The following is a 16,918-nucleotide window of genomic DNA, read 5'->3' on the forward strand; positions in this document are numbered from 1 at the left end:
GCTGCGCTGCCCATGAGCGACGTTCCGCCGGGATCGGGGGTGTATGTGGTCACGCAGCCGACGACAGCACCGCCGGTGTTACTGCCGAGTAGTCCGGCGGGCTGGTTCAAGGGTAAGGACCCGTCGGTGTCCGTCGTGGTGCTGGAAGCGAATTGGGTGCGCGACGAGCCGGTTGTCTACATCGGCAAAGCCGACCTCGGTGCTACGGGAAGACGTGGGTTGCGTAAGCGGCTCGACGAGTATCGCCGGCATGGTGCAGGAGAACCTGTCGGTCATACCGGTGGCCGATATATCTGGCAGCTCGCTGACAGTTCCGAACTGTTGGTCGGGTGGCGCGAAGAACCCGACGCGTTGGCGCTTGAGCAGTCGATGATCCAGAGCTTCAAGGCAATGTACGGCGGCAAACGTCCATTCGCCAACCTCCGAGATTGATCCGGAGCCCCAGCGTCAAAACTCCTTGGGCGGTAGCCGACGCCTTGATAGCTACCGTGCCGACCACCGCACGGGCTCCCTCAGCACGACCTGCGCCGTCTGTGGGTCTGTGAGTCGGCTTCCGATCGTCGCACTGGCGAGTTGGTCCGGTAGCAATGCCGAAAACTTCAGTCCTGCAACAGCTCGCGAGTCGACACCTGGTAGTGGAAGCCGATCGACGTCCACAGTCTTCCTCATAGCGGTCCAAACTGCAGGAGTGAGACCGCTGTCGAGCCGGATCGCGAAGTCATCGGGTCGCTGTGCTGGATCGGCAACAGGTGCCAATGCCGCGGCGAGAGTCGCGTTGGCTCGGTAACCGGCCCAGGTCCACCATCGTGTTCCGGATTCTTCCCGGGTGATGAGCGTGGCATCCCGGGCGACAGTGCCGGCCTTCTCCTGCCGATGGCCGGTGAGAGCCGTCTGTGCTCGCCGAGTCAGGGAGACATCAGGGGCGGAGCCGAGCAGGACTTCTCGCATCGCCCGGCACAGTTCGGCGGACAGCCCCCGGATACCGAGGCTCGACCATTTCGCGATCCCCCCGCCTTCGGCCGGCTCGACGAATGCCCGACGCCGCTGCCAGTCGATATAGGTGACCCGCCAACTGCTTCCGGCAAGAAGGAGTAGTCGAGGGCCGGGACGGTCGTCGGTGAGGACGGAGACATCGGTCATTCCGATCTCCTGTCGCCCGGCGAGAATGGTGAATTGTGGTGGTGCGGTGAAGGAAGCCGTCAGCTCGAGGAAGTTCCTTTTTCCGAAGCGGTGCTCAGCCTGGGGACCGATGAACGCCAGTTCCTGATCGCTGTCGAGGTATCCGGCCTCGAGCAGGTAGGTGAAGATGGGTTCCGCGGAACGGTCGAAAGGGGCGAGGCCGTTCCATTCCTGCGACCACAGCCGTTTTCCGATTGTGCCGTGCTGGAGGGTGACGGCGAGCAGCTGCTGGGCGACCAGATGACGTGGTTGTGGGGGAGCGGTCACCGGTTCGACCCAGCCGCGGCTCCACAGCAGCAACAGACCGGCGGCTTGGAGGAGAGCGTCGGTGGTGGTTGTGAGGAACAGGCAGTTGCGGGTGGTGCCGGCGCGGCGGCCGGTACGGCCGATGCGTTGGAGAAATGAAGCAACGGTGGATGGTGAGTCGATTTGGATCACGCGGTCGAGGTCGCCTACGTCGATGCCGAGTTCGAGTGTGGAGGTGGAGACGATCACACAGTCGCGGGCCTCGGCGAAGGCTTGTTCGGAACGGGCGCGTTCGGATGCGGACAGCGAGGCATGGGAGAGGAATACCGTTACGTCGCGTTCTCGCAGTGCCGCGCCGAGTTGTTCGACCTGCCGGCGCGAATCGCAGAACACCAGGCGCTTTTCGCCGCGGTGCAGTGCTGCGATGACCTTCGCGGCGTTGTCGAGCGATCCCACGTAGTCCAGTTCGACCTCGCCGGCCGGTCGGGGCAGGGGAGGGGAATCTGTGGGAAATCGGGACCCCGCAGGTGTGTCCTGGGTTGCCAGTTCTGGAAGGTCAGGCGCGACAACGGTTCCACGTCGCCTGCCCGAGCCTGAGCCTTGGAGCCATGCCAGCAGCCTGTGTGGGTTGCCGACCGTTGCCGACAATCCGATCCGCTGGATCGGCTGTCCGGTGACACGCTGTAAACGTTCCAGTACCGCCAGCAGGTGCCAGCCACGGTCGTCTCCGGCGAACGCGTGGACCTCGTCGACAACGACGGCGCGGACCGACCCCAGCAAGGCCTGATGATCGGTTTTGATCCCGATCAGCATGGCTTCCAACGATTCCGGCGTCGTCAGCAGGATGTCGGGCGGTTCGCGCCGGATCCGGTTGCGCGCCGACTCACTCGTATCCCCGTGCCAGAGTGCGGCGCTTCTGCCGATCCATTGTGCGTAGGTATCGATGCGGGTTACGAGGTTGTTGAGCAGGGCCTTGAGCGGGCACAGATACAGCACCGAAACTCCCGGCCAATTGCCGGCCGCCATCGCGGTCAGTAGCGGGAAGCAGGCCGATTCGGTTTTGCCGCCCGCGGTGGGCGCGAGCAGGATCGCATCGTCTCCGCGCAACAGCGGGTCGATCGAGGCCCGTTGCAGCGGGCGCAGATCCGGCCAACCCAAGGTGTTCACGATGTGGTGGACGAGCACCGTGTCGAGGCGCTCGATCGGATTGGGAGCGGCCTGCTCGATCACAGCTCTAGATCGACATCGTCGGCGCGCGCCAGATTGCGTTCCATATCGGTCAGTTCTGCCGAACCGACGGTGAGCTTGTAGTGCTGGCGCGGATCGAAATCGGGGAACTGGTCGATGCGGTCCAGCACATCACCGACGAGTTTCTTCAGGAACAATCGTGGTGCGACGCCGACGTTTCCGCCGAGTGAGCCGGTGACCGCTCGTGCAAGGTCTGCGATGTAGGCGTCGTCCGCGATCGCGTTGACTCGTTCACCGTTTTCGGCTCCGGAGGCATAGAGTTCGCGGATCGTCTTGCCCAGCGTCACAAGGGAATCCATGGTGAAACCGGGGAGGCGGATCTGTACCGCGCGCGGATTGTCGAAGCGCGGATCCGTGGTGAAGTCGGTGGCGAGCCGTTGCGCGAGCGGTGGCAGCCGCTGCACGCCCTGCTGTCCCTCGTAGAAGGCCGGTGTGCCGGTGATCAGCAGGTACACGCCGGGGAAGCGTCCGGCGTAGACTTCGTCGATCAGCTGCCGCAACGCGTTGAGGGCCTTGTCGCGGGCATCCGAACGCACCCGCTGCAGGGTCTCCACCTCGTCGAGAACGATCAGCAGACCGCGGTGCCCGGAATCGCGCAGCACTGTCAGCAGGCCCTGCAGGAAGCCGAACGCGCCGAAATGATCGAGTTCGCCCCGCACTCCGGCTGCCCGGCGGGCGGCCGCGGCGACGTTCGGTTGTCCGCCCAGCCAGGCGAGTACCGCGCTGGCGGTGGCCTCGTCACCGGCCAGCACCGCCGTGCGGTATCCGCGCAGTGCTGCGGCGAAAGACGGTGCGTGCCTGGATACTTCGACCAGCCGCGCGGTCATGAGGCGGTCGACGGCCTCGGCCAGCTGGTCCTCGGTGGCTCCTTCGGCGAGAGCGTCTTCCTCCAGTGCGTAGAACCAGGCGTCGATCACGTGCCGGAAGGCGCTGGGTGGTGAGCTGGCGGTGGCGAGTCGCTCGGTGAGCCGCCGATACACGGTCTCCAGCTTGTGCAGCGGGGTTTCCGTCTCAGAGATCTGGATCTCGGACACGGCGAAGTTGCGTCGCTTCGCTCGTTCGCCCAGCCAGCGGGAAAAGAACGTTTTACCCGACCCGTATTCGCCACGCACCGCCTTGAATACCGCGCCACCCGAGGCGACGGCGTCGAGTTCGGCGTCCAGCGCGGCCTCGAAGCGATCGAGGCCGGTCGCCAGCAGGTCGAGACCGCTGTCGGGAACCGCGCCGCGCCGCAATGCGTCGATGACCGCTCGTCGCCGGGCCGCACTCACCCCTGTCGGCTGCACGCTACTCACCGGACCAGTTTGGCATCGTGGCGACGGTGCGGACACCTCCCGTGCCGATCATCGCAGTCCGAATTGTTCGTGAAGCAACCCGACGTGCAGGCGCAACGTGCGGCCGTCGGAGTGAGTCTCCAGTACCTGTTGTCCGTCGACGTTGAGGAGCTGGGTCAGCACGGCCGCGAAACTTCTTGCTCGCGAGGGGAGTTCGCCGATCCGCTGCGCGAGCGCGGTGGTCGTCTGCGGGCCGTCGAGTAGTGCGCGGATGGCCTTTTCCAGTTTGCCTGCCGCCGGTTTGCGTGCGAGGGTCTCGAGTTGGGCGGCGAACGTGTCGGAGTTCAACAGGTCCTTGATCAAGGCGTCTGCCGATCCGAGCGCCTGCTGGGCGGGACGATCCGCTTCCGGTACCACCAGATCGAGTGTGATCTGATCGCTGGCCAGCTCCCGTGCCTTCGTACTCGCCCGTTTGGCGCGTTCGGTGACGGCCTTCTGCTCGGGGACATCGAGGGTTTCCTCGGCGTCGTCGATCCACCATTTCGGCTGCTGGCCGCTGCCCAGCTCCTGCCAGTCACCGGGGTCGGACTCGAACGGCAGGAATGCCAGCACGGGAATGGTCATTTCGGCCAGCGATGCCCCACCGTGGTAGCCGGCTTTCTGAGCGGTGTACCGGGAATCGGCATCCCACAGTGCGACGATCGAGGCGCCCGGTTCCGGCCACACCACACGCGGGCCCCGCAGCGCGATCTCGGAGTCATCCAGCCGATCGTGGGCCGACGTGGGCACTCGATGTCGTGCCGAGGCGACTCCGGCGCCGTCGCATGCTCGGCCGTGGCGGTCGATCACGTGTCCGTGGTCGCTGGTGATCAGCACGGCCATATCTCGCGCCGCGGCCGAGGCGACGAGCGCGCGGAGATCACCGACTTCGCGTGTCTGCCAGGCGGCGTCGTCGAGTTTCAGTTCCTTGGCGAGCCGGTCGTCGATGGTGTTGAGCACGACGGCGATATGTTTGTCCGGATTCGCCAGTGCATTCAGCAGGTCGCTGCCGAAGCGATCGCCCGCCGCACTGCGCAGATCGTGTTTGTGGAACACCTCGGCCTGTTTCGCGCCCCAGAACCGATGGGCGGGAAACAGTCTCGCCTCATCCTTCTGGTCGCCCTTCATCAGCGTGCCCGCGAACAATGACGTGCGCGACACCGCGGTGAGACTCGGCAATGCGGCGACCATCGAACGCCGCCGCACATGCTTGTCGCCGGGCAGCGGGTCGTACTCAGCGAAGGATTTGCGAAGCTCACCGGCCAGTTCGGTCGCGATCGCACTGCTCATTCCGTCGATGACGATGAGCATGACGCGCCGTGTGGCGGCCAGCGGGCGGACCACACGGTGCAGGAAGGTCTCGACGGTCAGCATGGAGCCGGGTGCGCTGCCCGAGGCGGTCCATTGTGCGAGGACGGTGGCGAACTCCCGATCGAATTCGCGCCGTACGGCCCGGACTTTCGTCGCGATGTCCTGATAGGCGATCCGCACCGCGGGATCGTCGTCGCCACCCGCCTCGAGCGCGTCCAGGGCGCGGTCGGCCCAAGCGGTGTCGCGCATCTGCCGGTCGATGGCCGCGGCCACGGTGTCGATGGTGGGGTCGGGTGCGGTCGCCAGCCAGCGAGTCAGCCTCTGCGCCATGCGGATTCGCTGGATACGGACGTGGTGATCCGGTGCCAGCTTGTGATTGCGCAGGTCGGTGACGGCTCGGTCGATGCTTTCGAGCCGGCCGCGACCGAGCGCGTTTCCGGCCGCGGTGATTCGCGCCTCCAGGCCGACGGCGAGGATGGGGCTGCTCGACGCCGCTTCGAGTGCGCCGAACTGGCGGGCGATGGCATCGGCGCGGGAAAGGACCGTATCGGTGATCTTGCGAGCCTGTCGGGCGTGCTCGTCGGCTTCGTCTCCCGGATCGGTCTCGGTGCGCGCTCTGGTGAGCAGATCGCTGATGTAGTCCTCGCAGACCGCACCGAAGGAACTGAGCACCGAATCGAGTGCCTCACCCTTGATCGGGAAGCCCTCACCCAGCCACCGTTCGACTCGGCCCCGGGCTTGATAGACCGGATTGTTCGGTGCGGCATGGCGCCACAGCGCCGCGCACAGCAGGCCGTATGCGACGGCTTCATCACCGTGTCCGTTGACGGCCAGTGTCGTCAGGATTCTGCCGGTGGGCCCGGATTGATCTGTCTCGCTGAGGAATTCGATCAAACCGTCACGTTCGGGCCCGCGCAGGTCGAGCAGCAGTTGCGGGTGGCCCGGTCGCTGCGACCAGATGAGTAGGCTGCGCGCATCGATACGGTCGCCGACGTCACCGAGGTCGAGGCGGCGAGCGGCCAGTGCGGCCAATGTCGGTGTGCGAGAGAGGACATCACCGGCCAGTGCGGCCGGCCAGCGCCGCGCGCCGGAGGCATCGAGAAGCGCTTCGCAGACCCAGGTGATACGCCGCAGCATCGGGTCGATCTCTTTGGTGCCAAAGGTCTCCCGGACGATGTCCCACTGGTCCACGACATAGATGTGGGCGCGGTGGACCCGCGCCAGGATGGCCGGGTCGAGGTCGTGTTCCTCGACATCGGTGATCACCACGAGAACTCGCGGCTCCGGATTGATATCTCTGGCGTGCGCCAGAATCTGTTCGTGCACCGCCAGCGGCGAGGGGGCCGCTTCCACCCGCACCGCGCGGCCGTCCGACAGCGCCAGCACCGGGTCGCCGTCCCACACCGGTTCGCCGCGCAGCAGGATTGTGATGTTGCCCTGCGGTGCGGTGAGGATCTCCGTGAGTTTGTGGTTCGCGGCGAGGTATTGGGCGACCGTGGTTCTCGACAGGCGCATGGCCCCCGCTACGGTCGCGGTCATTCCACGACCTTCCAGGTGATTTCGATGGTGGCGTCGGGTTCGAGCCGGGCGAGCCTGCCGAGTTCCTTCTCGACGGACCGGACCGCCTCGCGGGCGGTGGTCCGGTAGATGTTGGTGCGCATGGACCACGTCGTGTCGTCCCGGTCGGCCGGGGTTTCCTGGTCCGTCGGCACCGCGGGATGGCTGGTGTCCGTGGTGAGCTCGATATTGTCGGCTACCACCGGCCGCGGATCGGGCGTCTCCTCCTCACGGCGCTGCTTGTCCTTGACCAGTCTCTCCTTGGACAGCCTGGTCACTTCGGCATTGGTGCGGCGTAGTTTCTCGGCCAGATCGCTCGACCGCTGATCCGCACGTGCGACCGAACGCAGCGAATCCAGCAGCGCCGCACCCTCCGGTCCCAGATGCTGCGCCAGCGCCAGGTTGTCCCACGCGGCATCGGCGAGTGCGGAGATCACCCGGTCCGCGGACTTGATCGAGGTCGCGTAGCGGTCCGGACTGATATCGGCCAGATCGAATCCGGCGAAGGTCTCCACGGTTCGTTTCGCACCCGCCGATCCGCCGCCGGCCTTCGTGAGTTCATTGAGCAACTGGGCCGCACGGCGCGCGATGGCAAGCCGCCCACCGGGTTCGGTGTCGTCGAGCCGCAGGAACTCACTGTGCTGTTCGAGCTGTTCCACCAGTCTGACAGCAGGATCCAGATACTTCGTTGCCGCGGTGGTGATCTGGCGGGCGAACTGTTGCACCAGCCCACCGCGGCGCAGCGTCGGCGCCTTGTCCCCGAAGATCACCTCGAACCGGTTGCGCGCGGCATCCCACTCTGCCTCACCGGGCAGCGGTTGGGTCCGCAGTGCGTCACCGGCTTGGATCTTGGTCAGCTCCGGAGTGTCGATCGGGACGCCCCCGCGCACCCACACCCGATCGTCCATCTCGGCGAACGAGGCGATCACCAGGTTCGCGATATGCGGCTCGAGCCCGCGCTTGTCGGGCAGATCGGTCCAATCGCCCAGGGAAATCACCGACAGATCGCCGGTGATGCCTTCGTTCTGCGCCGTCAAGCGGAAATGATCGGCCCAGCGCCGGGACAGCTCGAAATACGCTTCCTTCTGCTGTCCCAGCCCGAGCGGTTCGGCGATGCGCTTCATCAGCGGCCGATCCTTCGCCGGCACCTCGACCCGCCCGTCACGCGCTTCGGCGGCGCCGCGCACATGGGTGAGGACGAGTTTCGCGTCCGCGGGCTTCACCGCGGTCCCGGTGCCGGTGGCGTCGAGGTCCGGGTGGCCCGGAAGTTGGTGCGCCAGTAGCTTTCCGGCCACATTCCGCAGGGCGTCGTGCAGCGATTGACCGATGGAGACGGTGAGCCCGTCGAGATCCGGCAGCGGATAGAAATGCTGATCGAGCTCGTCGGTGACATCGGCCGGTTTGCGTTCGGCCAGCCCGTACGCCTGTTTGAAGGTGGCGAGCACTTTGTTGCGCAGCGTTTCGCGCTGCGATTCGAGCAGCTGCTTGGCGCTGGCCCGGTTGTCGGGGTTCAGGTGCTGGGCGTACTGGGTGTCGAAGCGATACGGGTCGGCCAGGGCCTTGGTGACGACCACGAGCCGGCGGAAATCCTCCCAGCGAGGTTTCGTCAGATGCGTCGGAAGCCAGGCGACCGCGCGAGGATGGTTGTCGCCCTGCTGTTCCCGCAACCGCCGGATCCGGTCGAGATCGACGATCGGGTTCAGGTTGTTCTCGTCGTAGGGCAGATCGACGATGATGCGCCAACGACCCTCGATCGACGGCTGCATATCGTGATTCGGTAGCGTCTCCTCATCGGCCACATTGCCGAACAGCACCTCCACCACACGATTCGACCCGCGCCACACGAAACGCAGTTCGTCGGAACCGAAACGGTCATTGGCGCGGTCGAGGCCGAACTCGTCGGCGAGCAGATCGCGCGCCATCGCCAACCGGTTGGACGGATTGTCGTTGACCTGCGCGTTGGCGATCACCGACTCCACATCGACACCGGAAAGTTCCAGCCGCACACCCGGATTGGCGTCGCTACCGGTTTCCTTGATCTCCGGGAATCGCGACGCCCACTCCGTGACCATGTCCTTGATGACACCCTCTTCGCGGCCCGGGATCATGGTGGTGATCGAGCCGTGGTTGAGGGCGCCGAGGCGGCGAATGGTCAAGTCGCGCAACGCCGGGACGCTGGGTGCGAGGGCGGCGAGCAGCACGGTGCAGGCCAGCCGATTCTGGCCGACGAACTTCTTGCAGCGGCCGGCCAGCTGGGCGTCGGTGATGCTGTCGCGCCGATTCAGATAGGTGTCGACATCGTCCTCGGTCACCTCGCAGGTGCTGAGCAGGTATGGGCGCAGCCGGGTCTTGTAGAGCTTGTCGGCGGCATCGAACAGCACCTTCTTGTCGGCGACGAACGGGCGGTCACCGCCCTTGGTCAGCTGCTCGTAGAGGTCACCGAGCGGCACGAGGTCGCCGAGGCGCAATTCGTTGCGATGATCGGCGAGCAGCTGTCCCATCAGCTTGAGGCCGGTGCGCGAACGCTGCAGGGCCGCCGAAATGTGGACGAGCGTGTCCAGGAAGGCGGGGGAGAACGGGTAGCTCAAGCGGAAGGCCGCCTCGTCGGCGCCGGTGGTGCTCTCGTCCGAACCGAGCAGCGTGTCCCAGACCTTAGGGCCGAGCTTCTTCGTCTTCTCGAATGCGGCGTTGATCTGCGCGACCGCGTCGTCGTCACGCGGCCTCAGCAGGCGGGAGTGGGCGATCTGCGGCAGGTTGCGATCTTCCAGACTGATCAGGTCGAACCGGCCCGACGCGTGGTTCAACGCATCCTGGATCGCTGATTCCGCGGCACCGGCCAGTTCCTCTCCGACCAACTCACGCAGATCGCGCTGGCGGGCGATGAAGGACACGATCGGGATGGCGCGGCGGGCATCGCCGCCTTCACGGAAGTTGGTGATCTTGCTGGCTTCGCGCGCCACCCGCTTCTCGTCGTGGATGAGACTGGCCAGCCACAGGATCAACTCGTCGAGGAAGAGCACCAGACCGTCGTAGCCGAGCGACTTCGCATGGGCGGCAATGACACTCAGGCCCGCATCGAGTGAGATGAAGCCGGTCTCGTCCTCAGCGGCAAATTTCGTATAACCGGGTAGCAGTGTGGTGACCGCGTCGTGGAACAGTTTCCGGCGCAGCTCGCGCGGCGCGGTCGGATTGACCATATCGAGCTGACTGGAGTCCTCGGCCTCCTCCGCGGTGAGCGCGGTATCGACCTTGTCCGAGGTCCAGAAAGCCGCCGAATCGCCCCACTCGTCGTCGTCCTCCGCGTAATCGCGGTTGAGAGCGTCCAGGAACTGCTGCTCACCCATGGTTTCGCGGAGGTTGCGCAGATCGGTGAACAGGGCGTCGGTGCGATACACCGCGGGAACGTCGGCGTCGGGATGGCGTTTGCGGACGAACTCGACGTACCCGCCGAGCACCCGCTGCTCCATCGTCTTGGCGTCGATCATGTGATACGGCACCATCAGGAACTTCTTGCCGTCCGACAGCAACCACTCGTGCTTGGTGAGCAGCGGGTCGAAATCGGTGCGCGACCGCACGGCCGTATTGCCCGACAGCAGCGCGTACAGCACAGCCATGAAGTGCGATTTACCGGAACCGAACGAGCCGTGTAGGAACGCCGGCTTGGAGGTGTTGCCGTCGAGCGCCGACTTGATCAGCGACAGCGCTTCGTCGAAGTTGCCGACCAGGCGATCGGTGAGAACGTAGTCCTGCACCGCCTTCGCCGACCCTTCTTCGGTCACCGCGTCGGCGAGGGTGAGCACATAGTCCGAGCCGGCGATGTGCTCCTTGATGTCGATGAGGTCGCGCAGCAGCGGGCGCTGATCCATCAGTTCTCCCCGCGCCCGGAATGCGGGTGTCCGTGCGCTGATTCGTTCGGGTTGCACTCCGGGGATATCGACTCGGTCACCGGTGAATGTTAACTTGCGGGCCGAAGTCCTCACGCTGCCTCTGCGCTGGCAGTGACCTGGGGGCCCGTGGTCGTGGTGCTGTCATCCGGCGGTTGAACGCCGTTCCGTCGAGAACGGCGGCTGCGTGTCGTGTACAGCCCGCGCTCGACCGATCACCGCCGCGTTCTCGACTACAGTGCTCAGCCCAGACCGTCGCCTTCGAGAAGACGCGCGGCCGTCGGTCGGACGTCAGTCGTTTATGTCGTCCGATTCCGACCGGTCTTGCAGGTAGTCCGGGCGGCTCGGCCAATCGGGCGGCGTGACCTGTTGCCCAGTCCACGGATCTATCGGTTGGACATCGAAAATTGAGCGATCGACAATTCCTGTGGGATTCCAGAGAGTGCGATTGTTGAACCGCACCTCTGGGGGGTAATCGTGTGAGTCGGCTCCTATGAATAGTATCCATCCGTTCTTGAACGCCAAACGAACCGCGCCGCTTTTGAATAACACGGCAGACACAATTCTTGCGGCGAGGAACTCTTCAATCTGGAGCCGACTCCAATGGTTGATGCCGTGCCTGTTCGGTGAGTCTTTTGCGAGGGTCTTCGCGGACAGCTCGGCATCGTAGCCGATCAGAATGTGAAAGTTGCCGTCGTCAAAGGCGAGTTCGATGTGGTCCGACTGCCAATTAATTCTGGATACAGCGTGGCCACGCAGAGGTTTGAGCAGCCAACGATCATCATGCTCGATGATCGTTCCCGGCCTGTTCTGGCCTTCCATCAATCCTCCAACTCGTCCAATATGTTGCCGATGCTATCCTCCGATGGCGATCCGTCAGGCATTTTCACGTATACTTCGCCATCGTCCAGATCGACTACGATATCGGGATTTCTGCTGCCGCCGTTGCCCCGCCACGCGCCCTGGGCTTTGATTTTGTGGATAGCGTCTCGCACGGCCTGCGGGGGAACCCCGTAATGGGATGCGATCTTATTGACCTTGGTGGTCATCGTCGCGGTGGTGAAGGCGCCTGTCGGGCTGTCGGGGTTGATGTCCTCCGAATCGTCCAGGAAGACTTTCATGGCAATGATGGCAGCGAGTTTGGCGGCATTTTTTCGAGGTCGTCGACCGGCACGGCCTCGAACGCTTTGACGGTGGCGACGGCGCCGATCGCGAGAGTGGTGACGCCGAGTATCTCGACGAGTGCGCTGGAGGAGAAGGCTTCTTCGATTGCTCCGATGGTGGCGGCGACAGCGGCGGTGATGCCTTCGCCGGCGGCTTCGACGCTCATGCCGACGGTGAAGATCGCGAGGGCGACACCGGCTACGGCGGCCGCGGCCACGCCGGCTTCGAGCCAGTTGATCTTGTTGGCGGTCTCGTGTCCGAAAGAGACTGTGGCAGCGTGGTACTGGCCAGTAGGTGCGGAAATGTTCTGGGCGCCGGTGACTACGTTGTCAGCGCTGCTTTTGAGTGTGGTGAAGTGCTCTTGGAGCTGTTGCCGGTGGGCTGCGTCGTCCATTCCGTCGAACAGCCCTGAGATGGCCGCGATGCTGGCCGAGGCTCCGGTGACGGTTTGGTGGGTGGCGAAGGTGTTCCAGGTGGTGTGCGCTTTATCGAGTTTCGCCGCGTTGCCGTTGGGAAGTTTGTGGAACTTGTTGAGAACTGCGACAACGAGTTTGTCGAAGAAGGCTTTCACGCCACCGTGGTCATCGAATCCGCGGCCCCCGTCGGCAGGGACTGAGCTCGACCCGGACAGGTCGACCGTGTATTCACCGACCTGGCGGATGTCGGGCCGGGGCGGGGGAGGGTTGGATTTGTTGGCGATGCCCCAGTTGTAGCCATGAGCGTAGAGAACCGCGCCGTAGTTGGTGAGGGCATTGGCGAGGCTTGCGGATGCCTGCAGGGTGTGTAGGGCGGATTTGTCGTAGGCCTCGCCCCACTGCTTGCAGCCGTTCGCGTCACCGGCCATTCCTTTGCAGTCGCCTTTGACGGCTTCGTGGACTGGTTTATCTGCTTTGCGCAGTTCTGCGGCGAGATCCTGGCATTTCTTGGCGGCGTCGTAGTAGGTCTGCCAGTCGACGATCATCTATTGCCCACTTCGCAGCATCCGGCCGTTGAGTTCCAGGGCACGGGTGTAGGCCGCGTGCGCCTGCTTTGCGGAGTCGCTCATCTCGCGGACACCGTCGACGAGTTCTTGTGCCCCGCTCACCCATTCGCGGTGTGCGTCGTCGTAGGCGCGGGCCGCCACGCCTTCCCAGCCTGTGCCCTGCAGAGCGGTGACGCGTTGTTCGATATCGGTGAGGTGGTCGGCGATGAAGCCGGCGAGCCCGGCCAGGCGGGAGACGATCTGGTCGAGGTGGTCGAGGTCGACCGAGAATTGCGAACCCATGCTACGACCAGTTCAACTTGGGGATACCGAGCGCGTCGGCACTGGCCTGGTCGACGGTGGCGAATGTCTCGGCGGTGACGCCGAGCTTCTCGGCCATTGTGGTCAGCGCCGCGAAGATCTGTCGCCCACCGTCGTGGACCTCGTCCCAGCCATCGGAGAATTCGTCGGCGTAGTCTCCGGTCCAGCTGCCGTTCAAAAGTTCGGCGACATCCTTGGCCGCGGAATCCAAAGCGCCGGAAAGGGTATCGGCCAATCCGTAGATGTAGGTTCCGACATTGCGTACTTGCTCTGGGACAACCAAAAATTGGCCGGGACCTGGAGCGTTTCCCCCACTCTCACTCATGCCGTCATGCTAAGCGATCAGCCGACTGGCCGTCCAACGTAGGTCCAGGTGCGGCTCTGCCACCGTTGCAGGACTCTCGGTGTGTCGTCGCAGGTGACCCAGCGGGGCGGTAAGCAACTCACCGATCGCCGGGTCACAGGAGCAGGGGAGGCGGCACTGCCCACTCGGTTGTTGGTGACAGTGCGGCGGTGTCTGAAGCGTGGCGTCGCTGCCCCGGGCAAGTCGGATTAGGCTGCCTGCTATTCCGGCTTTCAGCCGAAACTCGGAATAAGAGGACCGCTATTCCGAGTTTCGGAGGAGCTACGGCAGACGCAGGTCGGCCCCGGCACGAGCGCCGCGTGGTCCCGTGGCACCAGTACCCGGAGAATCGAATTGGCCGACCTGACGGCCGCTCACTACGAACTCATGCGGGACGACCCGAGGGACGGCGACTACAGCGCAGCCGCCATGATCGTGGCGCCGTCGATCGCCATGCCCGTTCCTCACCTCGGAAGACGTCTCGGACCGGTTCCAGCTCAGCACGAGCAGTGCTTACGCCGCCATCGATCGGCTGCACGGGGCGGGAGTCCTGCGCCCGCTGACGAATCGGAAGAGGGAACAGGTATGGGGAGCCGGTCTCGTCCTCGACAAACTGGACGCGCTCGGCGCACGAATCAAGAAGGCGGCGACCTGAGCCGTTGTTCACGGAGCCGGCCGCTGCGGGGCACTCGCGGCGAATTATGGTTTGTCTCCTCGTTCCGGCAGCATGACGGCCAGAATCAGCACGGCCAGTGGCAGACCGATCGCAACGACGAGTCCGAGAGTGATCACTGTTCGCGCCCCGTTCCTGGGGTGGAGGCCGGCAGCTTGGGATACTTCCGTGTGCCCGTGATGAGATCGGTGACCTGGGTGATCGCCCACCACGGCGAGTCGACCTCGAGAGTGTCGAGGTGCGGGATCACGACCGCGTCCGCGGCGTGTTCATAGGCGTGTTGGGCGGCGATTAGTGCGGCCAGGACGGCGAGGGCGTCGGTGTGCACGGTGTAGACGACTTCCAGTCGGTGCTGCCGAGTCAGTGTCTCGTATGTGTCCGGGTCATGGTCGCTGTGCAGCAGAACAATCGCTCGCCGTGACGTGCTCGGTTCTTTCAAAGTGCTTGTCCCTCCGCGTATCGACGTGCCGCGATCGAACGGCACAGGCTCGGGCTGGTGGTCAGTGGTGGCCTTCGATGTACTGAGCTGCGAGGCGGAATCGCGCGCAGTTGTGGGTGGCGTGGTCGGCCATCACATGCGTCGCGTGCGCGCGCCCGCGGATGGGAGCGGTGCTCTTGCACGCTGCCGGAGGGCTGAGGTGACGGAGGCCGGCCGCGACGCGCTCCAGGAGGTCGATATTCCTTGTGTGCCAAAGCCGCAACGTGGCCGCCATCGACTGGTTGTGTGTGCGCCGGGTGGGGAGTTTCGGTAGTTGCTGGCCTGAGTGATCATCGGCCGTGTCGGTGCCAGTGGTGGTCGGACCCATGCCGGTCGGTTCACGGTCACTGATTTCAATTGCGGGTCTGGGCATTTCGGTCGGCTCCGGTTCTGTGGCGAAGATCGAACGACACCTTCGCTGGTCTGCGATGATTGGTTTCAGCTTTGCCCTGTTGACGCATTCGAAGGACTCACCGAACTCGTACGGAGCTCGTACTGTGGCGGTACTGCAGCGGAGGGGAGAACGCCGAGAGATGACGATCGTTACCTGGACGGGGCTCGAGGTTGCGGCGTTGAGAGCAGCGTTGCGGGACACGCAGGTTCAGTTTGCCGACCGGATCGGATGCTCTGTCGAGGCGGTTGGCAAGTGGGAACGTAGAGGCTCCGACATCACGTTGGGCGCGAAGTATTCGGAGTGCATGGACACCGCATGCGAGAGGCTCGATGATGAGCAGAGGACGCGGTTCGACGCCGGTCTGCAGGCGCCGATCGACGTCCAGCACGCCGTCGGCACCAAAGGTTCTCCGCCGAGCGGTGCATCGGTTGGACGCGGCGCGCAGGAGGTCGATAACGTGAGGCGACGTGATTTCGCGACTGCGATTATCGGTCTTCCTGCTCTCGCTGCGGGCGTTGCGAACTCGGACCCAACTGCGACACGAGCCGAAGTCCCAGACCTTATGTGCAGCACCCGGGTGGCCCCGGAACTCGTCGACTACTTCCGTTCTCAACTGTCGGGGCACTACACCGCGGACATGTATCTCGGCCCGCTGTATCTCATTCCGACGGTGCGGGCGCAGACGGAGCTGATCGGCTGCCTCGTCGACACGGCTGATACGACGGTGCGGCACGGCCTACTGGAAGTCGGCACTGCGTACGCCGCCCTGCTCGGCTGGCTGTATCAGGACGCAGGCAACCTCGCGACCTCCGCGAAGTGGCGAGACGCCACCTTGTCTTTTGCCCACCGTTGCGGAAACCCTGAGCTCATCTCGTACGCCCTGTCGAATATGGCAATGCTTGCCTTGGACGGTGGTGAGGGACGCACTGTCGTCGATTTCGCGCGGGCTGCTCGTGCGGCTGAGTCGAAGCTGTCCCCGAAGGTTCGCGTAATGGCACTCCAGCATGAGGCACAGGGCCACGCCATGCTCGGCGACCGTGTGACAGCGGAGCGTTTGTTGGATGATGCAGTGCCTCTGATCGACCGCATCGATGATGCGCACCCGTGGGGAAACTCCTGCCGGCGAACCCCGCACCATATGCAGGTGCAACGGGCAACCTGCTATGGGCGCACCGGCACCCGGCGAGATGCCGTGGACGCGGCGACCCTGTGGGACGAGATCATGGACTCCATGCCAGAGTCCGCGCGTCGGGACAATGCCGTGTTCCGGGCCCGGCAGTCGGCTGTGCTGGCCAGGGTGCCAGATCCCGATCGCGCTGTATGGGCAGCAGCGGAGGCGGCGGAGGTGGTGAAAATCACCGGGTCCGCAAGGCTCCGTTGCGAATTGAAGGAAGTTGTCGCTCACGCTCGCGGATGGGCCGACACCTCAGCAGGACGAGAGCTGCGGGCTCTCGTAGGGTCGGTCGCATGACCGAACTGCCAACCCCGTTGACCGACAGCGAGATTGCCGTTCGCCTCGAAGCTCTGCCCGGTTGGGCGCGCGACGGAGACGAGATCACACGTACTTTCGCGCACACCTACCACGAGTGTGTGCACCTGGCGGTGTACGTTGCAGCGAAGGCTCGGGAAGTGGGGCACCATCCCGACATGCTGATCACGTGGCAGCGGATCGAGTTTCGGATCACGACTCACGATGTAGGGCGGAAGCTGACCGCATTGGACTTCGAACTCGCGCGGGATATCGATCGGATCGCGGAAGCTGCGGGTGCCACGTCGGCGGATGAGACGAGATGACCTCGATGGCGAGGTACATCGCGGGAGTCTCTCCAGGTGTGCGATCGCTTTG

13 protein-coding genes are annotated in these 16,918 nt (G+C 64.5%); 3 read left to right on the forward strand and 10 right to left on the reverse strand.

Features of this window, described 5'->3' with window-relative positions; genetic code table 11:
• The coding region (locus tag ON23_RS39545; RefSeq protein WP_039783848.1) for a hypothetical protein at nt 1-432 on the forward strand (432 nt) is incomplete at its 5' end.
• A gap of 51 nt (nt 433-483) precedes the next feature.
• Here the strand turns inward: ON23_RS39545 and ON23_RS34270 are convergent.
• The 10 genes from ON23_RS34270 to ON23_RS34315 form a co-directional block, all read right to left on the reverse strand.
• Nucleotides 484-2,655, reverse strand: coding sequence for a DEAD/DEAH box helicase (locus ON23_RS34270; RefSeq protein WP_039783850.1), 2,172 nt, complete (start codon nt 2,653-2,655; stop codon nt 484-486).
• Nucleotides 2,652-3,959: a BREX system ATP-binding protein BrxD gene (gene brxD / locus ON23_RS34275; protein ID WP_218001148.1), complete on the reverse strand. Its 1,308-nt coding sequence runs from the start codon at nt 3,957-3,959 to the stop codon at nt 2,652-2,654. The genes ON23_RS34270 and brxD overlap by 4 nt, the downstream gene beginning before the upstream one ends.
• Nucleotides 3,960-4,016: 57 nt before the next feature.
• The gene (gene pglZ, locus ON23_RS34280; RefSeq protein WP_039783853.1) at nt 4,017-6,836 is read right to left on the reverse strand and encodes a BREX-2 system phosphatase PglZ; all 2,820 of its coding nucleotides are present in this window, start codon (nt 6,834-6,836) and stop codon (nt 4,017-4,019) included.
• Nucleotides 6,833-10,834, reverse strand: coding sequence for a BREX-2 system ATPase PglY (gene pglY, locus ON23_RS34285; RefSeq protein WP_245556276.1), 4,002 nt, complete (start codon nt 10,832-10,834; stop codon nt 6,833-6,835). Before pglY ends, pglZ begins: the two co-directional genes overlap by 4 nt.
• Before the next feature lie 195 nt (nt 10,835-11,029).
• Nucleotides 11,030-11,560, reverse strand: coding sequence for a hypothetical protein (locus tag ON23_RS34290; RefSeq protein ID WP_039783859.1), 531 nt, complete (start codon nt 11,558-11,560; stop codon nt 11,030-11,032).
• Entirely contained in the window at nt 11,560-11,859 is a 300-nt protein-coding gene (locus ON23_RS34295) for a hypothetical protein (protein ID WP_039783861.1), read from the reverse strand. The genes ON23_RS34290 and ON23_RS34295 overlap by 1 nt, the downstream gene beginning before the upstream one ends.
• Entirely contained in the window at nt 11,856-12,863 is a 1,008-nt protein-coding gene (locus ON23_RS34300) for a hypothetical protein (protein WP_039783863.1), read from the reverse strand. The genes ON23_RS34295 and ON23_RS34300 overlap by 4 nt, the downstream gene beginning before the upstream one ends.
• Entirely contained in the window at nt 12,864-13,166 is a 303-nt protein-coding gene (locus ON23_RS34305) for a WXG100 family type VII secretion target (protein ID WP_039783865.1), read from the reverse strand.
• A gap of 1 nt (nt 13,167) precedes the next feature.
• On the reverse strand, nt 13,168-13,509 hold the full coding sequence (locus ON23_RS34310; RefSeq protein ID WP_039783868.1) for a WXG100 family type VII secretion target: 342 nt from the start codon (nt 13,507-13,509) through the stop codon (nt 13,168-13,170).
• 806 nt (nt 13,510-14,315) lie between these two features.
• Nucleotides 14,316-14,639, reverse strand: a complete 324-nt coding sequence (locus ON23_RS34315) for a hypothetical protein (RefSeq protein ID WP_039783870.1) — start codon at nt 14,637-14,639, stop codon at nt 14,316-14,318.
• A gap of 353 nt (nt 14,640-14,992) precedes the next feature.
• On the opposite strand from ON23_RS34315, the gene ON23_RS37325 reads away from it, so the two are divergent.
• Both ON23_RS37325 and ON23_RS34330 read left to right on the forward strand, forming a co-directional pair.
• Nucleotides 14,993-16,543, forward strand: coding sequence for a helix-turn-helix domain-containing protein (locus ON23_RS37325; RefSeq protein WP_143860023.1), 1,551 nt, complete (start codon nt 14,993-14,995; stop codon nt 16,541-16,543).
• Complete coding sequence (locus ON23_RS34330) at nt 16,540-16,866, forward strand: 4a-hydroxytetrahydrobiopterin dehydratase (RefSeq protein ID WP_039783872.1); 327 nt, start codon at nt 16,540-16,542, stop codon at nt 16,864-16,866. The genes ON23_RS37325 and ON23_RS34330 overlap by 4 nt, the downstream gene beginning before the upstream one ends.
• Nucleotides 16,867-16,918 lie beyond the last annotated feature (52 nt).

Origin of the sequence: Nocardia cerradoensis NBRC 101014 (assembly GCF_000308535.1) — a bacterium.
Lineage (GTDB): Bacteria > Actinomycetota > Actinomycetes > Mycobacteriales > Mycobacteriaceae > Nocardia > Nocardia cerradoensis.

What these genes read in the sequence shown, in the direction of transcription:
- ON23_RS34300 (WP_039783863.1), bottom strand. Translation starts at nt 12,863, where the DNA reads ATGATCGTCGACTGGCAGACCTACTACGACGCCGCCAAGAAATGCCAG.
- ON23_RS34290 (WP_039783859.1), bottom strand. Translation starts at nt 11,560, where the DNA reads ATGGAAGGCCAGAACAGGCCGGGAACGATCATCGAGCATGATGATCGT.
- ON23_RS34305 (WP_039783865.1), bottom strand. Translation starts at nt 13,166, where the DNA reads ATGGGTTCGCAATTCTCGGTCGACCTCGACCACCTCGACCAGATCGTC.
- pglZ (WP_039783853.1), bottom strand. Translation starts at nt 6,836, where the DNA reads ATGACCGCGACCGTAGCGGGGGCCATGCGCCTGTCGAGAACCACGGTC.
- ON23_RS34310 (WP_039783868.1), bottom strand. Translation starts at nt 13,509, where the DNA reads ATGAGTGAGAGTGGGGGAAACGCTCCAGGTCCCGGCCAATTTTTGGTT.
- ON23_RS34295 (WP_039783861.1), bottom strand. Translation starts at nt 11,859, where the DNA reads ATGAAAGTCTTCCTGGACGATTCGGAGGACATCAACCCCGACAGCCCG.
- ON23_RS34330 (WP_039783872.1), top strand. Translation starts at nt 16,540, where the DNA reads ATGACCGAACTGCCAACCCCGTTGACCGACAGCGAGATTGCCGTTCGC.